Below are 17,965 nucleotides of genomic sequence, written 5' to 3'. Positions count from 1 at the left end.
TGTGCTTTGCGCGAGAATTGGCCGCGCGCCAGCAATCTGATTGCTGAGCGATAACCAAAATCATAAACAAATTCCTCTTTGACGGGCCGGTAGCATTATCGGCTCTCTTTTTTTTCAGCGCGTCTTCAGCATCCAGGGCAAATTATCCTCACCGTAGAGATGCAGCGCACCGACCGCCACCACGTAGTCTCCCGCCGCTAAGGCCTGCAGTTTATCCCGCCACTGCGCATTACGCTGACCGATCAACGTATCGTTGAGCGCCTGACTAAACGTGGCCGGCAGAGCAATCTGCGGCTGGCGGGGCGGCGTATCCAGCCACCAGCTGACCATCATTTGCAGCAGCCGCGCATTGGTATGCCAGTGGGTCAGCGTATCCTGCAGCAGCGCCATGCCGTCATCCGGCAGCGTATTCAGCAGCGCAATCTGCGCTTCAGCGCCCTCCAGCTCAATCACCGGCTTGTTCCAGCGCTTTGCCGCCTGCAACAGCTGATAATCAATGCCGTAGTCGGGCCGCAATCCCAGCCGTTGCGCCTGCTGCGCCTGCAACATCAGCGCAATCTGCCAGGCGGGCAGGGTATCAAATGAACCGATCGACAGGTTCATTTCGTGACACAGCGCGGTGAGCGTCTGCAAAGCCTCATCATCAAGCCGGGTCGCCAGCGGGGGACGATCCGCGCTGCCATCAAACGGCGAGCTGCCCTGGGTAATATCCGCTTCGACGATCAGCGCATCGGCCTTCTGCAGCTGACGCAGCAGCCGCGCCGGCAGCGGCTGCATATCCCGCGTTCCCATATGAATACTGCCCACCAGATGCAGATGACATTCGCCGAGCCGGACATCGATGGCAGGCCAGCGGTAGCTGGCGGGAAAAAGTTGGCTGATGAAGCCGCGCAGTGAGCGCCAAACGTTGCCTGTCATTCCCGGTCCTTCGCTATTTAAAACCCCATGCTAGCGGCTTCAGTCGCCGAAAAACAGCGCCGAAACGGCTATTGCTGGCGCGGCGGCTGATAGCGCAGCAGGCGATTGGCGTTGGCAACCACCGTAATCGAGGAGAGCGCCATCGCAGCGCCTGCCACAATCGGGCTGAGCAGGGTGCCGGTCAGCGGGTAGAGCACGCCAGCCGCTACCGGAATACCAATACTGTTATAAATAAAGGCCCCGAACAGGTTCTGGCGGATATTGCGCAGCGTGGCTGACGAGATAGCTAACGCATCGGCGACGCTGTTGAGATCGGCGCGCATTAACGTAATGCCGGCGGTTTCTACCGCCACGTCGCTGCCGCCGCCCATGGCAATCCCTACCTCAGCCTGGGCCAGTGCGGGCGCATCGTTAATGCCGTCACCGACCATGGCGACGCGCCGGCCCTGCTGCTGTAACTGCGCAATCGCCGCTGCCTTGCCTTCTGGCAGCACGCCGGCGATCACCTCATCAATTCCCACCTCAGCCGCAATCGCCTGCGCAGTATTCTGGTGGTCACCGGTGAGCATAATCAGGCGATAACCCGACTGATGCAGCCGTTTCAGGGCGGTGGCGCTTTCCGGCCGCAGCGCATCGCGCAGGGCGATCAGGCCAATCAGCTGGCCCTGTTCAGCCAGTAACACCGGCGTCGCACCCTGTTGCGTCAGACGTTCGATATCCGCCATCGCGGGCTGATAATCGACCCCATTCTCCTGCAGCAGGGCGGCATTACCCAGCAGTAACGCTCTGCCATCCAGTATGCCGCTGACCCCTTTGCCGCGTATTGTACGAAATTGTGCCAGTGACGGCGCACGGGTGAGGTCAGCCGCGGCAACAATCGCTTTAGCCAGCGGATGGCCGGAGGAGTATTCCAGCGCGGCGGCGGTCTGCAGTACCGACTCGCGGCTGGCATCACCCCAGACCCGAACCTCGCTGACCTGCGGCGTACCGGCCGTCAGGGTGCCGGTTTTATCGAACACCAGCGTGTCGATTTGACTGGCACGCTGCAACGCATCGGCATCCCGTACCAGCACGCCGAGTTCGGCGGCCCGACCCACGCCAGCGATAATCGACATCGGCGTCGCCAGTCCTAATGCGCAGGGACAGGCAATAATCAGCACGGTGGTGGCGATCACCAGCATATAGGCGATTTGCGGTTGTGGCCCGAACAGGTACCAGATGCCGCCGCTGATCAGCGCAATCGCCACCACCACCGGGACGAACACCGCAGAGATGCGATCGGCTAAGCGGCCGACGTCAGGTTTGCTGCTCTGGGCCTGGCGTACCAGCCGGATAATGCGCGACAGCGTAGTGTGACTGCCGGTTGCGCGGGCTTCAAACTGCACTGAACCATCCTGCACCAGCGTACCGGCAAACACCGCCTCACCCGGGCCTTTACTTTGCGGCACCGCTTCACCGGTCAGCATCGCCTCATCAAACCAGGCCTCACCAGCGGTAATCTCCCCATCAACCGGCACCCGATCGCCGGTCACCAGACGCAGCATCATGCCGGGCTGCACCGCGCTAAGGGGAATTAAGCTATCGCCCTGTTCATCGGCCAGTCGCGCCTGCGCCGGAGTCAGATCGAGCAGGCGTTCCAGCGCTTTTGACGATCGCTGACGCGCCCGCTGCTCCAGCGCATGCCCGAGGTTGATCAACCCGAGGATCATCACGCTGGCTTCAAAATAGAGATGCCGCGCCTGCGACGGGAAAAAGTCGGGCCACAGCACCACGCCGAACGAGTAGATCCAGGCCGCGGCGGTACCCAGCGCCACCAGCGTATCCATGGTGGCGCTGCCGTTGCGGGCACTGCGCCAGGCGCTGCGATAAAAATGTCCGCCGGTGATCACCATCACCAGCAGTGTCATCACCCCCAGCGTCAGCCAGAGGCTGTGGTTGCTGGCGGTCAGCATCATGTTGTCGCCCAGCATGCCCCAGATCATCAGCGGCACGCCAAAGGCTAAGGCCACTGCGGCCTGCCAGCTAAAACGGCGCATTGCGCTGCGGGCGCTCTGCTGCTGTTTTTCACGCCGTTCCTGCTCATCATCGACTACCTGCGCGCCATAACCGGCGGCATCCACCGCCGCGATCAGCTGCTGCGGATCGGCTTCGCCCAGCACCAGCGCGCTGCGTTCGCCCAGGTTAACCCGGGCCTGGCTAACGCCAGCCACCTGCTGCAACGCTTTTTCTACCCGACTTACGCAGCTGGCACAGGTCATGCCTTCAATCAGCAACATGTGAGCAGGAACGGTTTTTTCTGCCGGACGGGAAAGCGATTCCGTTGTCAGCGCCTCCGGCGGCGGCTCCGATGCTGTCAACGGCTCAGGCTTTGGGGAGCTGTCAGCCGTTTTCAGCGTGGCGTGATAACCGGCCTGTTCGACGGTCGCGATCAGGTCTGCCGCATCGGCCGCACCGGAAACCCGTGCTTCCTGCTGCGTGACCTCAGCCTGCTCAACATCGTCCCGCTGTTCCAGCGCTTCTTTTACCCGTTTAACGCAATGGCCGCAGGACAGACCGTCCAGGGCCAGAGAAATGGTATGTGACATGATGAACTCCTTGTGTGATCAGATTTGACCGGGTGGTCAGTTTCGATTCATGATTAAGCATAAACCTTCCATCAAGGGGAAGGTCAAGGGGAGCAAAATGAACATCAGCGATGTGGCGAAAAAGACCGGACTCACCAGCAAGGCGATTCGTTTTTATGAAGAGAAGGGGGTGGTGACGCCTCCGCTGCGCAGTGAAAATGGCTATCGCAGCTACAGCGTGCGTCATCTGGATGAACTCAATCTGTTACGCCAGGCGCGTCAGGTCGGCTTTACGCTGGATGAGTGTCGTGAACTGGTGGCGCTGTTTAATAATCCGGCGCGCCACAGTGCCGACGTTAAGGCGCGGACCCTGCAGAAAGCCGATGAGATTGCGGCGCATATTGAGGAGCTGCACGCGATGCGCGCACGTTTGCTGGCGCTGGCCGAGGCCTGTCCGGGCGACGACAGCGCAGAATGCCCAATCATCAACAATCTGGCCGGATGCTGTTCTCAGCCGGGCGGTAAGCGTGGCTGAATGCGCAGGGTAATGCCTTCAACCGCCACCACTTCGACCGGCGTTCCCGCCGGCAGATCCTGTTCAGCCTGAACTCGCCAGCTGCTGTCGCCAATCCGCACGTGCCCGGTGCGGTTCTGCAGCGCGCTATCGAGGGTTAACTGCAGGCCAATCATCTGGCTGCCGCGCTGATTGAGCGAGTTCGGAACCTGGCGTGCTTCACGGTAGCGCATCCAGCGATACCAGAAAAAGACGCAGACCAGCGTCAGGACGGCAAACATTGTGCCCTGAGCGGTCCAGCTGAACGGGATAAACCATTCGATAATGCCTACCATCACCGCGGCCAGGCCGCTCCACAGCAGATAACCGCTGGTGCCCAGCATTTCCGCCGCCAGCAGCAGGCCGCCGAGCGTCAGCCAGAACCAGTGCGGATGGGCAATGATATCGACCAGCATCAGCGTTTCGACTCGGTGCGGGATTCTTTCAGCAGTTCACCGATGCCGGCAATCGAGCCGAGTAAGCTGCTTGCCTCCAGCGGCATCATCACCACTTTGCTGTTATTGGCTTCGCCAATTTTTTGCAGTGCGTCGGTATATTTCTGCGCCACGAAGTAGTTGATCGCCTGGATATCACCGGCGGCAATCGCTTCAGACACCATTTTGGTGGCGTTGGCTTCCGCTTCCGCCTGACGTTCCCGCGCTTCGGCCTGCAAAAAGGCCGAGGTCCGTTCCCCTTCGGCTTTAAGGATCTGTGACTGTTTATCCCCTTCGGCGCGCAGGATCGCTGCCTGTCGTACTCCTTCCGCCGTCAGAATATCGGCGCGTTTGGTACGCTCCGCTTTCATCTGCGCATTCATCGCGCCGATCAGCTCCTGCGGCGGACGCACATCGCGGATCTCAATACGGGTGATTTTAACGCCCCACGGATTGGTGGCTTCGTCGACGATATGCAGCAGCCGGGTATTAATGCTGTCGCGCTGCGATAACATTTCGTCCAGCTCCATGCTGCCAAGCACGGTGCGCATATTGGTCATGGTGAGGTTCAGAATAGCCTGCTCAAGATTGCTGACTTCATACGCGGCGCGTGCCGGGTCAACGACCTGAATAAAGCAGACCGCATCAATGGTAACGTTGGCGTTATCTTTGGAGATGATCTCTTGCGAGGGAATATCCAGTACCTGTTCCATCATGTTGATCTTACGACCGACACGATCCATGAACGGCACCACCAGGCTCAAGCCGGGTTGCAGCGTGCGGGTATAACGTCCAAATCGTTCAACCGTCCATTGAAAACCCTGTGGCACAATCTTGACGGTCGCCCAGACAGCCACCAGCGCCAGCACGATCAGGGCAGGAATTACAGTTATCATACAACCTCCGCGTTGTCAGATGAACGGGCCGAGTCGCTTCGGCCCGTGGTCCCGCCGTTAGTAGAGCAGCGAGTAAAGCTGGCGGCGATAGCGCGCGGCGAGGGCATCGCCGGTGCCCAGCGCAGCCAGAATCTCCTGCAGCATTTTACGTGCCTGGCCATCGGCGGCGTTAAGATCGGTTTTGAGGAAGCTGAACAGCAGTTCCAGCGCCTCTTCATTACGGCCGACCTGATGCAGCTGTAACGACAGTTTAGCAGCCAGCCCGGCGTTCGACGGATCGGCCTCCAGCTGGGATTGCAGCTGCTGGATCTCCGGGGTATCGGCCGCCTGTTTCAGCAGATCGATCTGCGCCATCAGGCTCTGATAACGGGTATCCTGATCCTGTAACGGCACCGCTTTCAGCACTGCTTCCGCTTCATCGCTGCGGCTCAGGGTGATCAGCACTTCAGCCAGCAGGAAACCAATCTCGCTCGATTGATTGCTCAGCTGCCAGGCCTCCTTTAACAGCGGCAGCGCATCCAGCGGTTTGCCTTCTTCCATCAGCGCCATCGCCTGCTGTGCTTTCAGCTCTTCTTCACGCGGCAGAACTTTTTCCAGCAGAGCGCGGATCGCCTCTTCCGGTTGCGGTCCCTGGAAGCCATCGACTGGCTGCCCGTTCTGGAACAGATAAACCGTTGGAATAGAACGCAGACCAAACTGCGATGCCACCATTTGCTCTCTATCGCAATCCAGACGGGCGAGAATAAACTGGCCGGCATATTCCTGCGCCAGCCGCTCCAGCACCGGCGTCAGCTCCTGACAATGCTGGCTGCGCTCAGACCAGAAGTAAAACAGCACCGGCAGCTGCATCGACTGCTCAAGCGTCTGCTGCAGGTTAGATTCGTTGATGTCGATTATCGAAGCATGTGGTGACATTGATAAGTCTCTTTGCAAAAAGTGTTTAAAGAATATGGGGCCAACTGGCCGCGCTTCAAGTTCTAATCAGGCCGCAAGCTCAATGGCTGCGCAAAATGCGATCCAGCATCCAGCCTGGCAGCAGGCGTTTCAGCAGGCTCATGGCATGTGCGACCAGCGTCACCGGATAGCGTAAACGCGGATGTTTGCTCTCGAGTGCATGACGAAGTTTAGGCAGAATGGCCTCCGGTGGCAGCGTAAAGCGTGCGGCAATGCCCGGATTACGCACCGGCTTATCCTGCTCGCCCTGCGTCACATTATCGGTGAAACGGGTGTGAATCGGCCCCGGTTCGATCAGGCTGACGCGGATGTTACTGGTGCGCAGTTCCAGCCGCAGCGCGTCGCTCCAGGCTTCCAGCGCGTATTTACTGGCGGCGTAAGCGCCCCGGCCAGGGGTAGAGATCAGCCCGAGCACTGAACTGGTATTAATAATCCGGCCGTCGCCACTGGCCGCCAGCGCGGGGATCAGCCGCAGCGTCAGCTGATGAACGCCGAAAAAGTTACTGGAAAACTGCTGCTCCAGCTGCTGACGGGAAAGGGTTCGTAACGGTCCGTAGAGACCAAAACCGGCATTGTTAAACAGGCCTGCCAGACAGTTATCGCTGAGCGCAATGACCTTATCGGCCGCATTATCGACGCTCTGCGGATCGTCGAGATCCAGCTGAAGTCCGATAAAACCCAGCGTCTCCATGCGCGCCACATCATCCGCTTTGCGACAGGCGGCGATCACCCGATAGCCGCGCGCCTGAAGATCGTGCGCCGCGACCAGGCCAATACCGCTGGAACAACCTGTAATCAGGATGGTTTTTTGCATTTCTTTACCCTTTTTTGCGCGCCTGTTCGCGCTACGGCTGCTTAACTAAGGGAGCCAGCTCTTTTGCCATCAATCCGGCGATAAAGGGTTGGGCATCAGGATTGGGATGAATGCCGTCCTGCTGCATCCACTCCGGTTTCAGGTAAACCTGCTCCATGAAAAAGGGCACCAGCGGGATGCTGTACTGTTGCGCTAAGTCGGGATAGATGCCGCTGAACGCTTCGGTGTAGCGGCGTCCGTAATTGGCCGGCAGCCGAATCTGCATCAGCAGCGGCTTCGCATTAGCGGCTTTAACATCATCGATCACTTTACGCAGATTTTGTGCAATGTCGGCCGGCGGGAAACCGCGCAGGCCGTCGTTACCGCCCAATTCGATTAACACCCATTGCGGCTGATGCTGCTTTAATAGCGCGGGCAAACGCGCCAGGCCTTGTGCGGCAGTATCGCCGCTGATGCTGGCGTTGATCACTCTGGGCTGCTGTTGCCACTGTTTATCCAGCAGGCTCGGCCAGGCCGCGGTGGCGGACATGCGGTATCCCGCGCTGAGGCTGTCACCCAGCACCATCAGGGTATCAGCGGCGGCAAGACGCGACACCAGCAAAAGAATCAATAACAGGAAGGGATAATGCCAGCGGAAAACATTGTTGAAGTTCATCATCTTACTAAGTCCGTCGGTCAGGGAGAGCATCAGTTAACCATCCTTACCGGAGTTGAGTTAGTTGTCAAACCAGCCGAGACTCTGGCGCTGATCGGCGAATCGGGCTCCGGAAAGTCAACCCTGCTGGGGATTCTGGCCGGGCTGGATGATGGCAGCAGCGGTGAAGTCTATCTGCTGGGCCAGCCGTTACACCAGATGAATGAGGAGCAGCGTGCGGCGTTACGCGCCCGCCAGGTAGGGTTTGTGTTTCAGTCGTTTATGCTGGTGCCGACCCTGAATGCGCTGGAGAACGTGCAGCTGCCGTCACTGCTGCGCGGCGACAGCGATCGCCAGAGCCGTGAACAGGCGCGGGAGCTACTGACCCTGCTGGGACTGGGTGAACGCCTGCATCATCTGCCGGCGCAGCTTTCCGGTGGCGAACAGCAGCGCGTGGCGCTGGCACGCGCCTTCAGTGGCCGCCCGGGCCTGCTGTTTGCCGATGAGCCGACCGGTAATCTTGACCGCAAAACCGGCGATCGGATTGCTGACCTGCTGTTTTCACTGAACCGCGATTTTGCCACCACCCTGATTCTGGTCACCCACGATGAGCAGCTGGCCGCGCGCTGCGATCGTCGCCTGCGGCTGCGTGACGGTAAATTGCGGGAGGAGCAATGATCTGGCGCTGGTTCTGGCGCGAGTGGCGATCGCCCTCGCTGTTAATTGTCTGGCTGGCGTTGACGCTGGCGGTGGCCTGCGTGCTGGCGCTGGGTTCGATCAGCGATCGGATGGAGAAAGGTCTCAGTCAGCAGAGCCGTGATTTTATGGCGGGCGATCGAACGCTGCGCAGCAGTGATGCCGTCCCGGCGGCGTGGCTGGACAAGGCACAGGCAAACGGGCTGACGGTCAGCCGCCAGCTGACGTTCATGACCATGACTTTTGCCGATCAGTCGCCACAGCTGGCGTCGGTAAAGGCAGTAGATGACCGCTATCCGATGTTTGGCACCCTGCAAACCCAACCGGCGGGCCTGAAGCCGCAGGCGGGCACTGCGCTGGCGGCACCGCGGCTGATGGCGCTGCTCAACCTGAAGGTCGGCGATCTGCTTGAGGTCGGTGATACCCGGCTGCGGATTACTGGCGAAGTGATTCAGGAGCCGGATGGCGGTTTTAATCCGTTTGAGATGGCGCCTCGACTGCTGATCAACCTGGCCGATGCTGCCAGCACCGGTGCGATTCAGCCTGGTAGCCGCATCAGCTGGCGCTATAAGTTTTCCGGTAATCCGGAGCAGCTGGCGCGCTATGACCGCTGGATAGAACCGCAGCTCAAGGCTGACCAGCGCTGGATCAGCATTGAAAACTCAGAGGATGCGCTGGGGCGTTCGATGCAGCGCGCGCAGCAGTTCCTGCTGTTATCTGCGCTGCTGACGCTGATGCTGGCGATTGCTGCGGTGGCCGTTGCCATGAGCCACTACTGCCGCAGCCGTTACGATCTGGTGGCGGTGTTGAAGACGCTGGGAGCGACCCACGGCGCGTTGCAGAAGTTAATCATCGGTCAGTGGCTGGCGGTGCTGCTGCTGGCGGCGATGGCCGGTAGCCTGGTCGGGCAGGGGGTGGAAGCGGCGCTGATGGTGATGCTGAAGCCGGTGCTGCCAGCCAGCCTGCCGGCTGCCAGTTTCTGGCCGTGGATCTGGGCGGTCGGATCGCTGTTTATTATCTCGCTGCTGGTGGGACTGCGACCTTATCGTCTGCTGCTGGCGACCCAGCCGTTGCGCGTGCTGCGGCGTGATGCGGTGGCTAACCTGTGGCCGCTGAAATTCTATATTCCGCTGATGGCAGCGGTGGTGGTGGCGCTGTTAGCGCTGCTGGTGGGCGGCAGTAAAATGCTGTGGGCGCTGCTGGCAGGCGTGGTGGTGCTGGCCGGATTACTGGCGCTGCTGGGCTGGGGCACGCTGCTGCTGCTGCGTCGGCTGGTGGTGCGCAATCTGGCATTACGGCTGGCGATCAACCGTCTGCTGCGCCAGCCGGGCATCACGCTGAGTCAGCTCTCTGCTTTTTCGCTGTCGTTTATGCTGCTGGCCCTGCTGCTGGTGATGCGCGGCGATCTGCTCGATCGCTGGCAGCAGCAGTTACCGGCCGACAGCCCGAACTTCTTCCTGCTGAATATGACTGCCGATCAGGTGCCGCAGGTGCGCAACTTCCTGCAGTCTCATCAGATTAAGCCGGAAACCTTCTACCCGATTGCGCGGGTACGGCTCAGCGAACTCAACGGCAAACCGGCCGATCCGACGCTGGATAACGCCCTGAACCGTGAACTTAACCTGACCGCGCTGGCGGAGCGGCCGGACCACAATCCGCTGGTCGCCGGAAGCTGGCCGCCCAAAGCGGGCGAAGTCTCGATGGAGGCGGAGCTGGCTACCCGCTTAGGGGTGAAGCTCGGTGACACCCTGACCTTTGATGGCGATACGCAAAAGTTCAGCGCCAGAATCACCAGCCTGCGTAAAGTGGACTGGGAGAGCCTGAAGCCGAACTTTTTCTTCATCTTCCCGCCGGGCGCGCTGGATAGTCAGCCGCAGACCTGGCTCACCAGCTTCCGAATGGAGGCCGATCCGGCGCTGCTGGCGGCGCTGAACCGCAGTTTTCCGACGCTGAGTCTGCTAGATATCGGCAGTATTATGCGGCAGATCGGCCAGGTGCTGACGCAGGTCAGCCAGGCGCTGGAGGTGATGGTGATACTGGTCACCGCCTGCGGTGTGCTGCTGTTGCTGGCGCAGATTCAGGTGGGGATGCGTCAGCGTCGTCAGGAGCTGGTGGTTTACCGGACGCTGGGTGCCAGTAAACGGCTGCTGCGCACCACCTTATGGTGCGAGTTTGCGCTGCTCGGCGTGGTTTCGGGGGTGGCCGCCGCGATGGGCGCGGAAGCCGCACTGTGGGGATTGCAGCGTAAAATCTTTGATTTCCCGTGGCAGCCTGACTGGACCTTGTGGCTGGCGCTGCCGTTATCCGGCGCGCTGTTATTGTCGCTGTGCGGTGGCTGGCTCGGGGTGCGGTTACTGAAGGGCAAAGCGCTGTTCAGGAAGTTTGATGCGGCATAAGGGGAGGACTGGGTGCAGGGCGCTATTAAGCCTGCATCCGGTCGTCATCCAGAACGTACTAGCGCTCACAGCGCGCGACGATAAGGTGTTAGCTCAGGGAGCATACGCCCTTCGCAAAGACGCAAAAATGCCATCCCTGGCAGGCTCAGCGCGGGCGATTACGCTCCTCATCCCTGAGGTGGCCCGTAGCCGGGCCAACGCTTTGCGTGGTTCAAAAACGCTCCCGGCGTTTTTGTCACTGGCCCGCTATGCTGTGCTACCGACGTATCCTCCCCTCGCGTTGCGCTTCTCAGCCGCCTGACAATGCCATCAGCAGGCTTTGGTGCGGAGGATTACAGTTTTTCAATCGCCCAGGCGATGCCACTGGCGTACTCTGCCGGTAGCAGAGGGACCAGCGCGTTGAGGGCAGCCCTGAGTCGATCTGTATCGCTGTCGGTCAGATTGAGGTGCCCGACCTTACGGCCCGGGCGCACCTCTTTGTCATACCAGTGCAGGTGCACCAGCGGCTGCTGCAACCAGTCAGGGTTGACGGCAGTGCCAATCAGATTGACCATCGCCGACGGCGCAAACACCACCGGTTGCGGCAGGGGCAGCGCCAGAATCGCCCGCAGATGCAGCTCGAACTGGCTGATGGAGGCACCATTCTGCGTCCAGTGGCCGCTGTTATGCACCCGCGGGGCCAGTTCGTTAATCAGCAATCCGTCCGGCGTGACAAAACACTCCATCGCCATCACGCCGACGTAGTTCAGTTGCTGCATGATGGCACTCAGCATCGCTTCCGCCTGCTGCTGTTGCGCCTGATCCGCCTGGGGCAACGCCACGCTGGTGCGCAGAATGCCGTCCTGATGCAGATTGTGCGTCAGCGGATAGAACACCGTGCTGCCATCATGGCCGCGCGCGCCGACCAGCGACACTTCGCCGGAGAAATTAATGCCCTGTTCGACGATGCATTCGCCATAGCACTCTTCCGGCAGTGCATCGGTTTCGCCAGCACGCAAACGCCACTGACCACGACCGTCATAACCCCCGGTGCGGCGCTTCACAATCGCCAGTTCGCCGAGTGAGGCAAACACCGACGGCCATTCGGCTTTGTCGGCCAGCAACTGCCACGGCGCAGTGGCGAGATGGAGCTGATCCAGCAGCTGTTTCTGGGTCAGGCGATCGGCCAGCCGCGGAAATATATCGCGGTTCACAAACGCCGGATGACTCGCCAGTTCGCGGGTCAGCGCGGTTTCCGGCCAGCGCTCAATTTCGGCGGTGATCACGCTGTCGGCCATTGGCAGGGCAGCCGGATCGGCATCCAGACCTACCGGATAAACCGCGATCCCCAGCGGTTCACCCGCCTGGCGCAGCATACGGCCTAACTGACCGTTACCAAGGACGCAAACCGGCTTCATGCCTCCTCCCGTGGATCAGGATGATTCAGCACTTCATCGGTCTGGCTCTGACGCCAGTTCGCCAGTCGTGAACGCAGCGCGTCGTCATGAATCGCCAGAATCTGCGCAGCCAGCAGCCCGGCATTGGCGGCACCGGCTTTACCAATCGCCAGCGTACCGACCGGAATTCCGCGCGGCATCTGCACAATCGAATAGAGGCTATCGACGCCGCTCAGCGCCGCGCTCTGAACCGGCACGCCCAGTACCGGCAGCAGGGTTTTAGCCGCCAGCATACCTGGCAGATGTGCTGCGCCACCCGCGCCAGCAATGATGACCTGAAAACCCCGCTCAGCGGCGGTTTCGGCAAAGCTGAACAGTTTATCCGGCGTACGGTGTGCAGAAACCACTTCAACATGGAAGGGCACGTCGAGGCTGGTAAGAATTTCAGCAGTGAACTGCATGGTGGACCAGTCACTTTTGGAACCCATAACAATCGCGATGCGGGCCGGGGCGGCGTTGGATGACATGCGGTCAACTCCTGTGAATGAACAAACAGACCTGGCCGGGCGGACAGGTTTTGAAGGGCACAGAGAATAGCATGAGAAGAGAGCAAGGAAAACGGTTGCGTCGGGCTAAACACGCGGATTTACCCGACGATTAAAAGTCAAAATCGATCAGCTGAATCCCGCTGGCGTCGAGCTGAATCATCGATCCCCGACGGTGCCAGGCCCCCAGCACCGCCCGTTGCGCGGTTTCACCCTGCAGCGTCAGCTGATGAATGGCCGGACGGTGAGTATGACCGTGGATCAGCAAACGTACCTGCTGGCGCAGCAGGGTAGCGATCACCGCGTCGTGGTTCACATCCATGATGGTCTGGGACTTATGCTGATTGGCTTGTTTGCTGTCGGCGCGCATCCGGGCGGCGATGCGTTTGCGCAGCCGCAGCGGTAACGCCAGAAACAGTCGCTGGATCCACCGGTTATGGACTTTGGCACGAAAGCGCAGATAGCCGACGTCGTCGGTGCAGAGCGTATCGCCGTGCATGATCAGCAGACGGTGGCCGTAGAGCGTCAGCACCTGTTCTTCAGGCAGCAGCGTCATGCCGCTGGCGCGGGCGAAGCGCTGGCCAATCAGGAAATCGCGGTTGCCGTGAATAAAGTAGACCGGAACGGAGAGGGCGCGCAGGGCGCTGGCAACCTGCTGATGCAGTGGATTGGGATCGTCGTCACCAATCCAGGCTTCAAACAGATCGCCAAGAATATAGAGCGCGTCGCAGTGTGGCGCTTCGCGCTGTAAAAAATGCAGAAAACCGGCGGTGATCGCCGGTTCTTCCTGACACAGATGGAGATCTGCGATAAACAGGGTGCGCGACATTACTCGCTGACAGTGACTTTCTGGATGATAACGTCATCTTTTGGCACATCCTGGTGCATGCCACTGCGGCCAGTTGAAACACCTTTGATCTTCTCGACCACGTCCATGCCTTCAACCACTTCAGCGAACACACAGTAACCCCAGCCTTGTACGCTTTCGTCACGGAAGTTCAGGAAGTCGTTGTCAGCCACGTTGATGAAAAACTGTGCGGTCGCAGAGTGCGGTGCAGAGGTACGTGCCATTGCCAGCGTACCTTTGGTGTTTTTCAGGCCATTGTTGGCTTCGTTCTGGATTTCATCTTTGGTGGCTTTCTGCTTCATGCCCGGCTCAAAGCCGCCGCCCTGAATCATAAAGCCGTTGATCACCCGGTGGAAAATAGTGTTGTCGTAGAAACCTTCACGGCAGTAATCCAGGAAGTTCTTTACGGTTGCCGGCGCTTTATCATCGAAGGTTTTGATTACGATATCGCCATGGTTCGTCTGGAAAGTTACCATTTTTGTCGTCCTGTAAAGGTTGTCGTCAGTTGCTGAGGCCGCTTCATCGGTCGGCGTGCCCCTTTTTGTCGACCGTTCTTATATCATAATTTCTGATGACGCGTCAGCAGCGCGGCGCAGTTGGCTTGCTTTGCGTCGCGCGAGCGATAAAAATACGGCACAATGTCTGGATACTTAAAAGTGTCAACCACACGCCAATACGGAACCGTTCAATGCTTAAGATTTATAACACCCTGAGTCGACAGAAAGAGGAATTCAAACCCATTCATGCCGGTAAAATCGGGATGTATGTTTGCGGCATCACGGTGTATGACCTCTGTCACATTGGTCATGGGCGGACGTTCGTGGCGTTTGACGTGGTGGCACGCTACCTGCGTTACCTCGGCTACCAGCTGGACTACGTGCGTAACATCACCGACATCGACGATAAAATTATCAAGCGTGCCAATGAAAACGGCGAGAGCATCGAAACCCTGACCAACCGGATGATTGGTGAGATGCACAACGATTTCGCTGCGCTGGGCATTCTGCCGCCCGATCAGGAGCCGCGCGCCACGCGCCACATCGCCGAGATCATCGAGCTGGTGGAAACCCTGATCGCCCGCGGTCACGCTTATGTGGCGGACAATGGCGACGTGATGTTTGATGTGCTTAGCGATGCCGATTACGGCGCGCTGTCACGTCAGGATCTGGAGCAGCTGCAGGCGGGCGCGCGGGTTGAAGTGGCTGACGTGAAGCGTAATCCGATGGATTTCGTGCTGTGGAAGATGTCCAAAGCGGACGAACCCGCCTGGTCATCACCGTGGGGCAATGGTCGTCCCGGCTGGCACATCGAGTGTTCGGCGATGAACTGCCGGCAGTTGGGCACCCATTTTGATATTCACGGTGGCGGCTCAGACCTGATGTTCCCGCACCATGAAAACGAGATCGCCCAGTCGACCTGTGCGCATGACGGTCCGTACGTTAACTACTGGATGCACTCCGGCATGGTGATGGTCGACCGCGAGAAGATGTCGAAATCGCTTGGCAACTTCTTCACGGTGCGTGACGTGCTGCAACATTATGATGCTGAAACGGTGCGTTACTTCCTGATGTCCGGTCACTATCGCAGCCAGCTGAACTACGGCGAAGATAACCTGAATCAGGCGCGTGCGGCGCTGGAGCGTCTGTATACCGCGCTGCGTCACACTGACAGCAGCGTGCCAGCCCGCGGCGGCGAAGCGTTTGAAGCCCGTTTCCGCACCGCAATGGATGATGATTTCAATACCCCGGAAGCCTATTCGGTGCTGTTCGATATGGCGCGCGAAGTCAATCGACTGAAAAGCGAAGACCGTGATTCAGCGAACGGCCTGGCATCGAAGCTGCGTGAGATCGCCAACGTGCTGGGCATCCTGCAACAGGACCCGGAGCAGTTCCTGCAAAGCGGCGCTCAGGTGAATGATGAAGAAGTCGCTGAGATTGAACACTGGGTGAAAGCACGTGCTGATGCGCGTGCCGCCAAAGACTGGGCGCAGGCGGATATCGCCCGCGACAAGCTGAATGCGCTCGGCGTGATCGTTGAAGATGGGCCGCAGGGGTCCAGCTGGCGCCGCAAATAAACCGGAGAGGGCGAGCAATCGCCCTTTTTTATTATGGCGATTGAACAGATTCAGATACGTGGCTTTCGATCAATTCGTGATCTGACGTTGCCGCTGCAGCAGCTCAACGTGGTAAGCGGCCCTAACGGCTGCGGCAAATCCAACCTGTATAAAGCGGTCCGGCTGCTGCATGAGGCAGCCAGCGGTCGTCTGGCGCTGGCGCTGGCCGAAGAAGGCGGCATCCAGAAAGCGATGTGGGCGGGTGGCTTACGGCGTGGCGATCGCCGTCATGATCCGAAGCGACTGATGCTGGCGGTGGTGATGGAGGATATCGATTATCAACTGGAGATCGGTTTTCCCGAACCGCTGGTCACCAGCCTGTTTAATCTCGATCCGCTGGTCAAGCAGGAGCGGCTGTGGCTGAGCGGACAACAGCGCCGTCCTTCTTCATGCATCCTGCAGCGTGAAAATCAGACCGCCTTTCTGCACAACGTTGAGGGCGAACTTGTCGCCTATCCGGCGGTGCTGCATCCGGAAGAGTCGCTGTTTGGTCAGCTCGGCGAACCCCATCGTTATCCTGAACTTTCCCAGTTGCGTGAACGGCTGCGCCAGTGGCGCTTCTACCATGAGTTCGCCGTCTGGCCGGGCTCGCCGATTCGTGCACCGCAGATTGGGGTCCGCGCCCCGGTGCTGGCACATGACGGCAGTAATCTGGCGGCGGCGTGGGCGACGATCGTTGAACGCGGCCAGACGGAACTACTGTATGAGGTGATGGCGCAGGCTTTTCCCGACAGTCAGTTTGAGGTAGAGGTGCAGAATGGCCGCTTTCAGATGCTGATGTCGCGACGTGGCATTCTGCGCCCGCTGGAAAGCGCTGAGTTTTCTGATGGTACGCTGCGGTTTCTCTGTCTGGTGGTGGCGCTGCTCAGTCCACGTCCACCGGCTTTTATGGCGCTGAATGAACCGGAGAACAGCCTGCATGAAGATCTGCTGCCGGCGCTGGCACGCTTAATCGCAGAAGCCAGCCAGTTCAGCCAGCTCTGGATCACCAGCCATTCACCCCGGCTTGCAGCACTGATCGCGCAGCATACGGCGGTGAATCATATTGCGCTTGAACAGCGGGAAGGAGAGACGCGGGTGGTGGGGGAGGTAACGGAGTAACAGCGTCCCCGCAGGGACGCCGGAGGTTTACGCGACCACAGTAATGCGGAAGCCTGAAAACTCCACGGTCTGACCGGCAACGATTTTGCAGCGTTTACGCGTTTCCACCGCGCCATCGACCTTCACTTCACCCTCGGCAATCACGACTTTAGCCTGTGCGCCACTCTGAACCCAGCCTTCCAGTTTCAGCAGATCGCACAGATCGACGTGCGGGAATTTTCCCAGCGAAAAAGTTGCCATTTATTCTACCTCTCCATCGTGAAACTCTTCACACGCCTGCAGCGTGTTTTGAATCAGGGTTGCGACCGTCATCGGTCCGACACCGCCTGGTACCGGCGTGATATAGGCCGCGCGCTGTGATGCGGAATCAAAATCGACGTCGCCAACCACTTTGCCGCTTTCCAGCCGGTTAATGCCCACATCAATCACGATAGCGCCGGGTTTAATCCAGTCGCCCGGAATAAAGCCCGGTTTACCGACCGCCACCACCAGCAGATCGGCATGCTCAACGTGATGGCGCAGATCTTTGGTGAAACGGTGGGTGACGGTGGTGGTGCAGCCCGCCAGCAGCAGTTCCATACTCATTGGACGACCGACGATATTGGACGCGCCAACCACCACCGCATTCAGGCCATAGGTATCGATATTGTAGCGCTCCAGCAGCGTCACGATGCCGCGCGGGGTGCAGGGGCGCAGTTTTGGCGCACGCTGGCACAGGCGACCGACATTATACGGGTGGAAGCCATCGACATCTTTATCCGGCGTGATGCGCTCCAGCACTTTGACGTTGTCGATGCCGGCTGGCAGCGGTAACTGCACCAGAATGCCATCAATGTCGTTGTCCTGATTGAGCTGGTCGATCAGCTCCAGCAGCTCAGCTTCGCGAGTGGTCGCGGGCAGATCGTAGGAGCGGGAGAGAAAACCGACCTCTTCACAGGCGCGGCGTTTGCTGGCCACATAAATCTGCGATGCCGGGTTTTCACCTACCAGAACCACGGCCAGACCTGGCGCACGTTTGCCGGCTGCCAGACGCTGCTTTACTTTTTCCGCAACCTCAAGACGCACCTGCTGCGCAATCGTTTTACCGTCAATAATTTTTGCTGCCATCAGAGAGGAAATCCACT

At 59.3% G+C, this 17,965-nt stretch carries 18 protein-coding genes; 5 read left to right on the top strand and 13 right to left on the bottom strand.

The annotated features are described in order from the left end of the window. Window positions 1–114: 114 nt before the first annotated feature. A complete protein-coding gene (locus AABB92_RS09885) occupies window positions 115–918 on the bottom strand; it encodes a TraB/GumN family protein (protein WP_031376060.1) in 804 nt (267 codons plus the stop codon). 68 nt (window positions 919–986) lie between these two features. Next, window positions 987–3,503: a copper-exporting P-type ATPase CopA gene (gene copA / locus AABB92_RS09880; protein WP_046288476.1), complete on the bottom strand. Its 2,517-nt coding sequence runs from the start codon at window positions 3,501–3,503 to the stop codon at window positions 987–989. Window positions 3,504–3,600: 97 nt separating this feature from the next. On the opposite strand from copA, the gene cueR reads away from it, so the two are divergent. Beyond that, window positions 3,601–4,017, top strand: a complete 417-nt coding sequence (gene cueR, locus AABB92_RS09875; RefSeq protein ID WP_031376061.1) for a Cu(I)-responsive transcriptional regulator — start codon at window positions 3,601–3,603, stop codon at window positions 4,015–4,017. On the opposite strand, the gene AABB92_RS09870 is transcribed toward cueR, so the two are convergent. From AABB92_RS09870 to tesA, 5 genes are all read right to left on the bottom strand, one after another. Continuing rightward, on the bottom strand, window positions 3,993–4,451 hold the full coding sequence (locus AABB92_RS09870) for an NfeD family protein (RefSeq protein ID WP_031376062.1): 459 nt from the start codon (window positions 4,449–4,451) through the stop codon (window positions 3,993–3,995). The genes cueR and AABB92_RS09870 overlap by 25 nt on opposite strands. Then, window positions 4,451–5,365: an SPFH domain-containing protein gene (locus AABB92_RS09865; protein WP_031376063.1), complete on the bottom strand. Its 915-nt coding sequence runs from the start codon at window positions 5,363–5,365 to the stop codon at window positions 4,451–4,453. Before AABB92_RS09865 ends, AABB92_RS09870 begins: the two co-directional genes overlap by 1 nt. A 57-nt stretch (window positions 5,366–5,422) precedes the next feature. Then, window positions 5,423–6,280 (bottom strand): co-chaperone YbbN, encoded by an 858-nt coding sequence (locus tag AABB92_RS09860; protein ID WP_031376064.1) that lies wholly within the window; start codon window positions 6,278–6,280, stop codon window positions 5,423–5,425. Between the two features lie 79 nt (window positions 6,281–6,359). Further along, window positions 6,360–7,133, bottom strand: coding sequence for an SDR family oxidoreductase (locus AABB92_RS09855; protein ID WP_031376065.1), 774 nt, complete (start codon window positions 7,131–7,133; stop codon window positions 6,360–6,362). A gap of 31 nt (window positions 7,134–7,164) precedes the next feature. Continuing rightward, window positions 7,165–7,791: a multifunctional acyl-CoA thioesterase I/protease I/lysophospholipase L1 gene (gene tesA, locus AABB92_RS09850; RefSeq protein ID WP_152659097.1), complete on the bottom strand. Its 627-nt coding sequence runs from the start codon at window positions 7,789–7,791 to the stop codon at window positions 7,165–7,167. Here tesA and ybbA point away from each other — a divergent pair. Then, window positions 7,759–8,445, top strand: a complete 687-nt coding sequence (gene ybbA, locus AABB92_RS09845) for a putative ABC transporter ATP-binding protein YbbA (RefSeq protein ID WP_031376067.1) — start codon at window positions 7,759–7,761, stop codon at window positions 8,443–8,445. The two genes, tesA and ybbA, sit on opposite strands and share 33 nt — an antisense overlap. After that, window positions 8,442–10,859 (top strand): putative ABC transporter permease subunit YbbP, encoded by a 2,418-nt coding sequence (gene ybbP, locus AABB92_RS09840; RefSeq protein WP_046288475.1) that lies wholly within the window; start codon window positions 8,442–8,444, stop codon window positions 10,857–10,859. Before ybbA ends, ybbP begins: the two co-directional genes overlap by 4 nt. A gap of 332 nt (window positions 10,860–11,191) precedes the next feature. On the opposite strand, the gene purK is transcribed toward ybbP, so the two are convergent. The 4 genes from purK to ppiB form a co-directional block, all read right to left on the bottom strand. Next, window positions 11,192–12,256 carry a 5-(carboxyamino)imidazole ribonucleotide synthase gene (purK, locus tag AABB92_RS09835; RefSeq protein ID WP_031376069.1) on the bottom strand — a complete coding sequence of 355 codons (1,065 nt, stop codon included), beginning with the start codon at window positions 12,254–12,256 and terminating at the stop codon, window positions 11,192–11,194. Continuing rightward, window positions 12,253–12,762: a 5-(carboxyamino)imidazole ribonucleotide mutase gene (gene purE / locus AABB92_RS09830; protein ID WP_031376070.1), complete on the bottom strand. Its 510-nt coding sequence runs from the start codon at window positions 12,760–12,762 to the stop codon at window positions 12,253–12,255. Before purE ends, purK begins: the two co-directional genes overlap by 4 nt. Before the next feature lie 130 nt (window positions 12,763–12,892). Beyond that, on the bottom strand, window positions 12,893–13,609 hold the full coding sequence (lpxH, locus tag AABB92_RS09825) for a UDP-2,3-diacylglucosamine diphosphatase (RefSeq protein WP_031376071.1): 717 nt from the start codon (window positions 13,607–13,609) through the stop codon (window positions 12,893–12,895). Further along, the gene (gene ppiB / locus AABB92_RS09820; RefSeq protein WP_031376072.1) at window positions 13,609–14,103 is read right to left on the bottom strand and encodes a peptidylprolyl isomerase B; all 495 of its coding nucleotides are present in this window, start codon (window positions 14,101–14,103) and stop codon (window positions 13,609–13,611) included. The genes lpxH and ppiB overlap by 1 nt, the downstream gene beginning before the upstream one ends. Before the next feature lie 212 nt (window positions 14,104–14,315). On the opposite strand from ppiB, the gene cysS reads away from it, so the two are divergent. Together cysS and AABB92_RS09810 are read left to right on the top strand one after the other, a co-directional pair. Continuing rightward, window positions 14,316–15,701, top strand: coding sequence for a cysteine--tRNA ligase (cysS, locus tag AABB92_RS09815; RefSeq protein WP_031376073.1), 1,386 nt, complete (start codon window positions 14,316–14,318; stop codon window positions 15,699–15,701). Between the two features lie 33 nt (window positions 15,702–15,734). Further along, window positions 15,735–16,841, top strand: coding sequence for an AAA family ATPase (locus AABB92_RS09810; protein WP_031376074.1), 1,107 nt, complete (start codon window positions 15,735–15,737; stop codon window positions 16,839–16,841). Between the two features lie 27 nt (window positions 16,842–16,868). On the opposite strand, the gene ybcJ is transcribed toward AABB92_RS09810, so the two are convergent. Both ybcJ and folD read right to left on the bottom strand, forming a co-directional pair. After that, window positions 16,869–17,081, bottom strand: coding sequence for a ribosome-associated protein YbcJ (gene ybcJ / locus AABB92_RS09805; protein ID WP_031376075.1), 213 nt, complete (start codon window positions 17,079–17,081; stop codon window positions 16,869–16,871). Beyond that, complete coding sequence (folD, locus tag AABB92_RS09800) at window positions 17,082–17,948, bottom strand: bifunctional methylenetetrahydrofolate dehydrogenase/methenyltetrahydrofolate cyclohydrolase FolD (protein WP_031376076.1); 867 nt, start codon at window positions 17,946–17,948, stop codon at window positions 17,082–17,084. Window positions 17,949–17,965: the final 17 nt, after the last annotated feature.

Origin of the sequence: Pantoea brenneri, assembly GCF_038594305.1 — a bacterium.
In the GTDB taxonomy this organism is placed as follows: Bacteria; Pseudomonadota; Gammaproteobacteria; order Enterobacterales; family Enterobacteriaceae; genus Pantoea; species Pantoea brenneri.
This window is presented reverse-complemented; position numbering and strand designations above follow the sequence as displayed.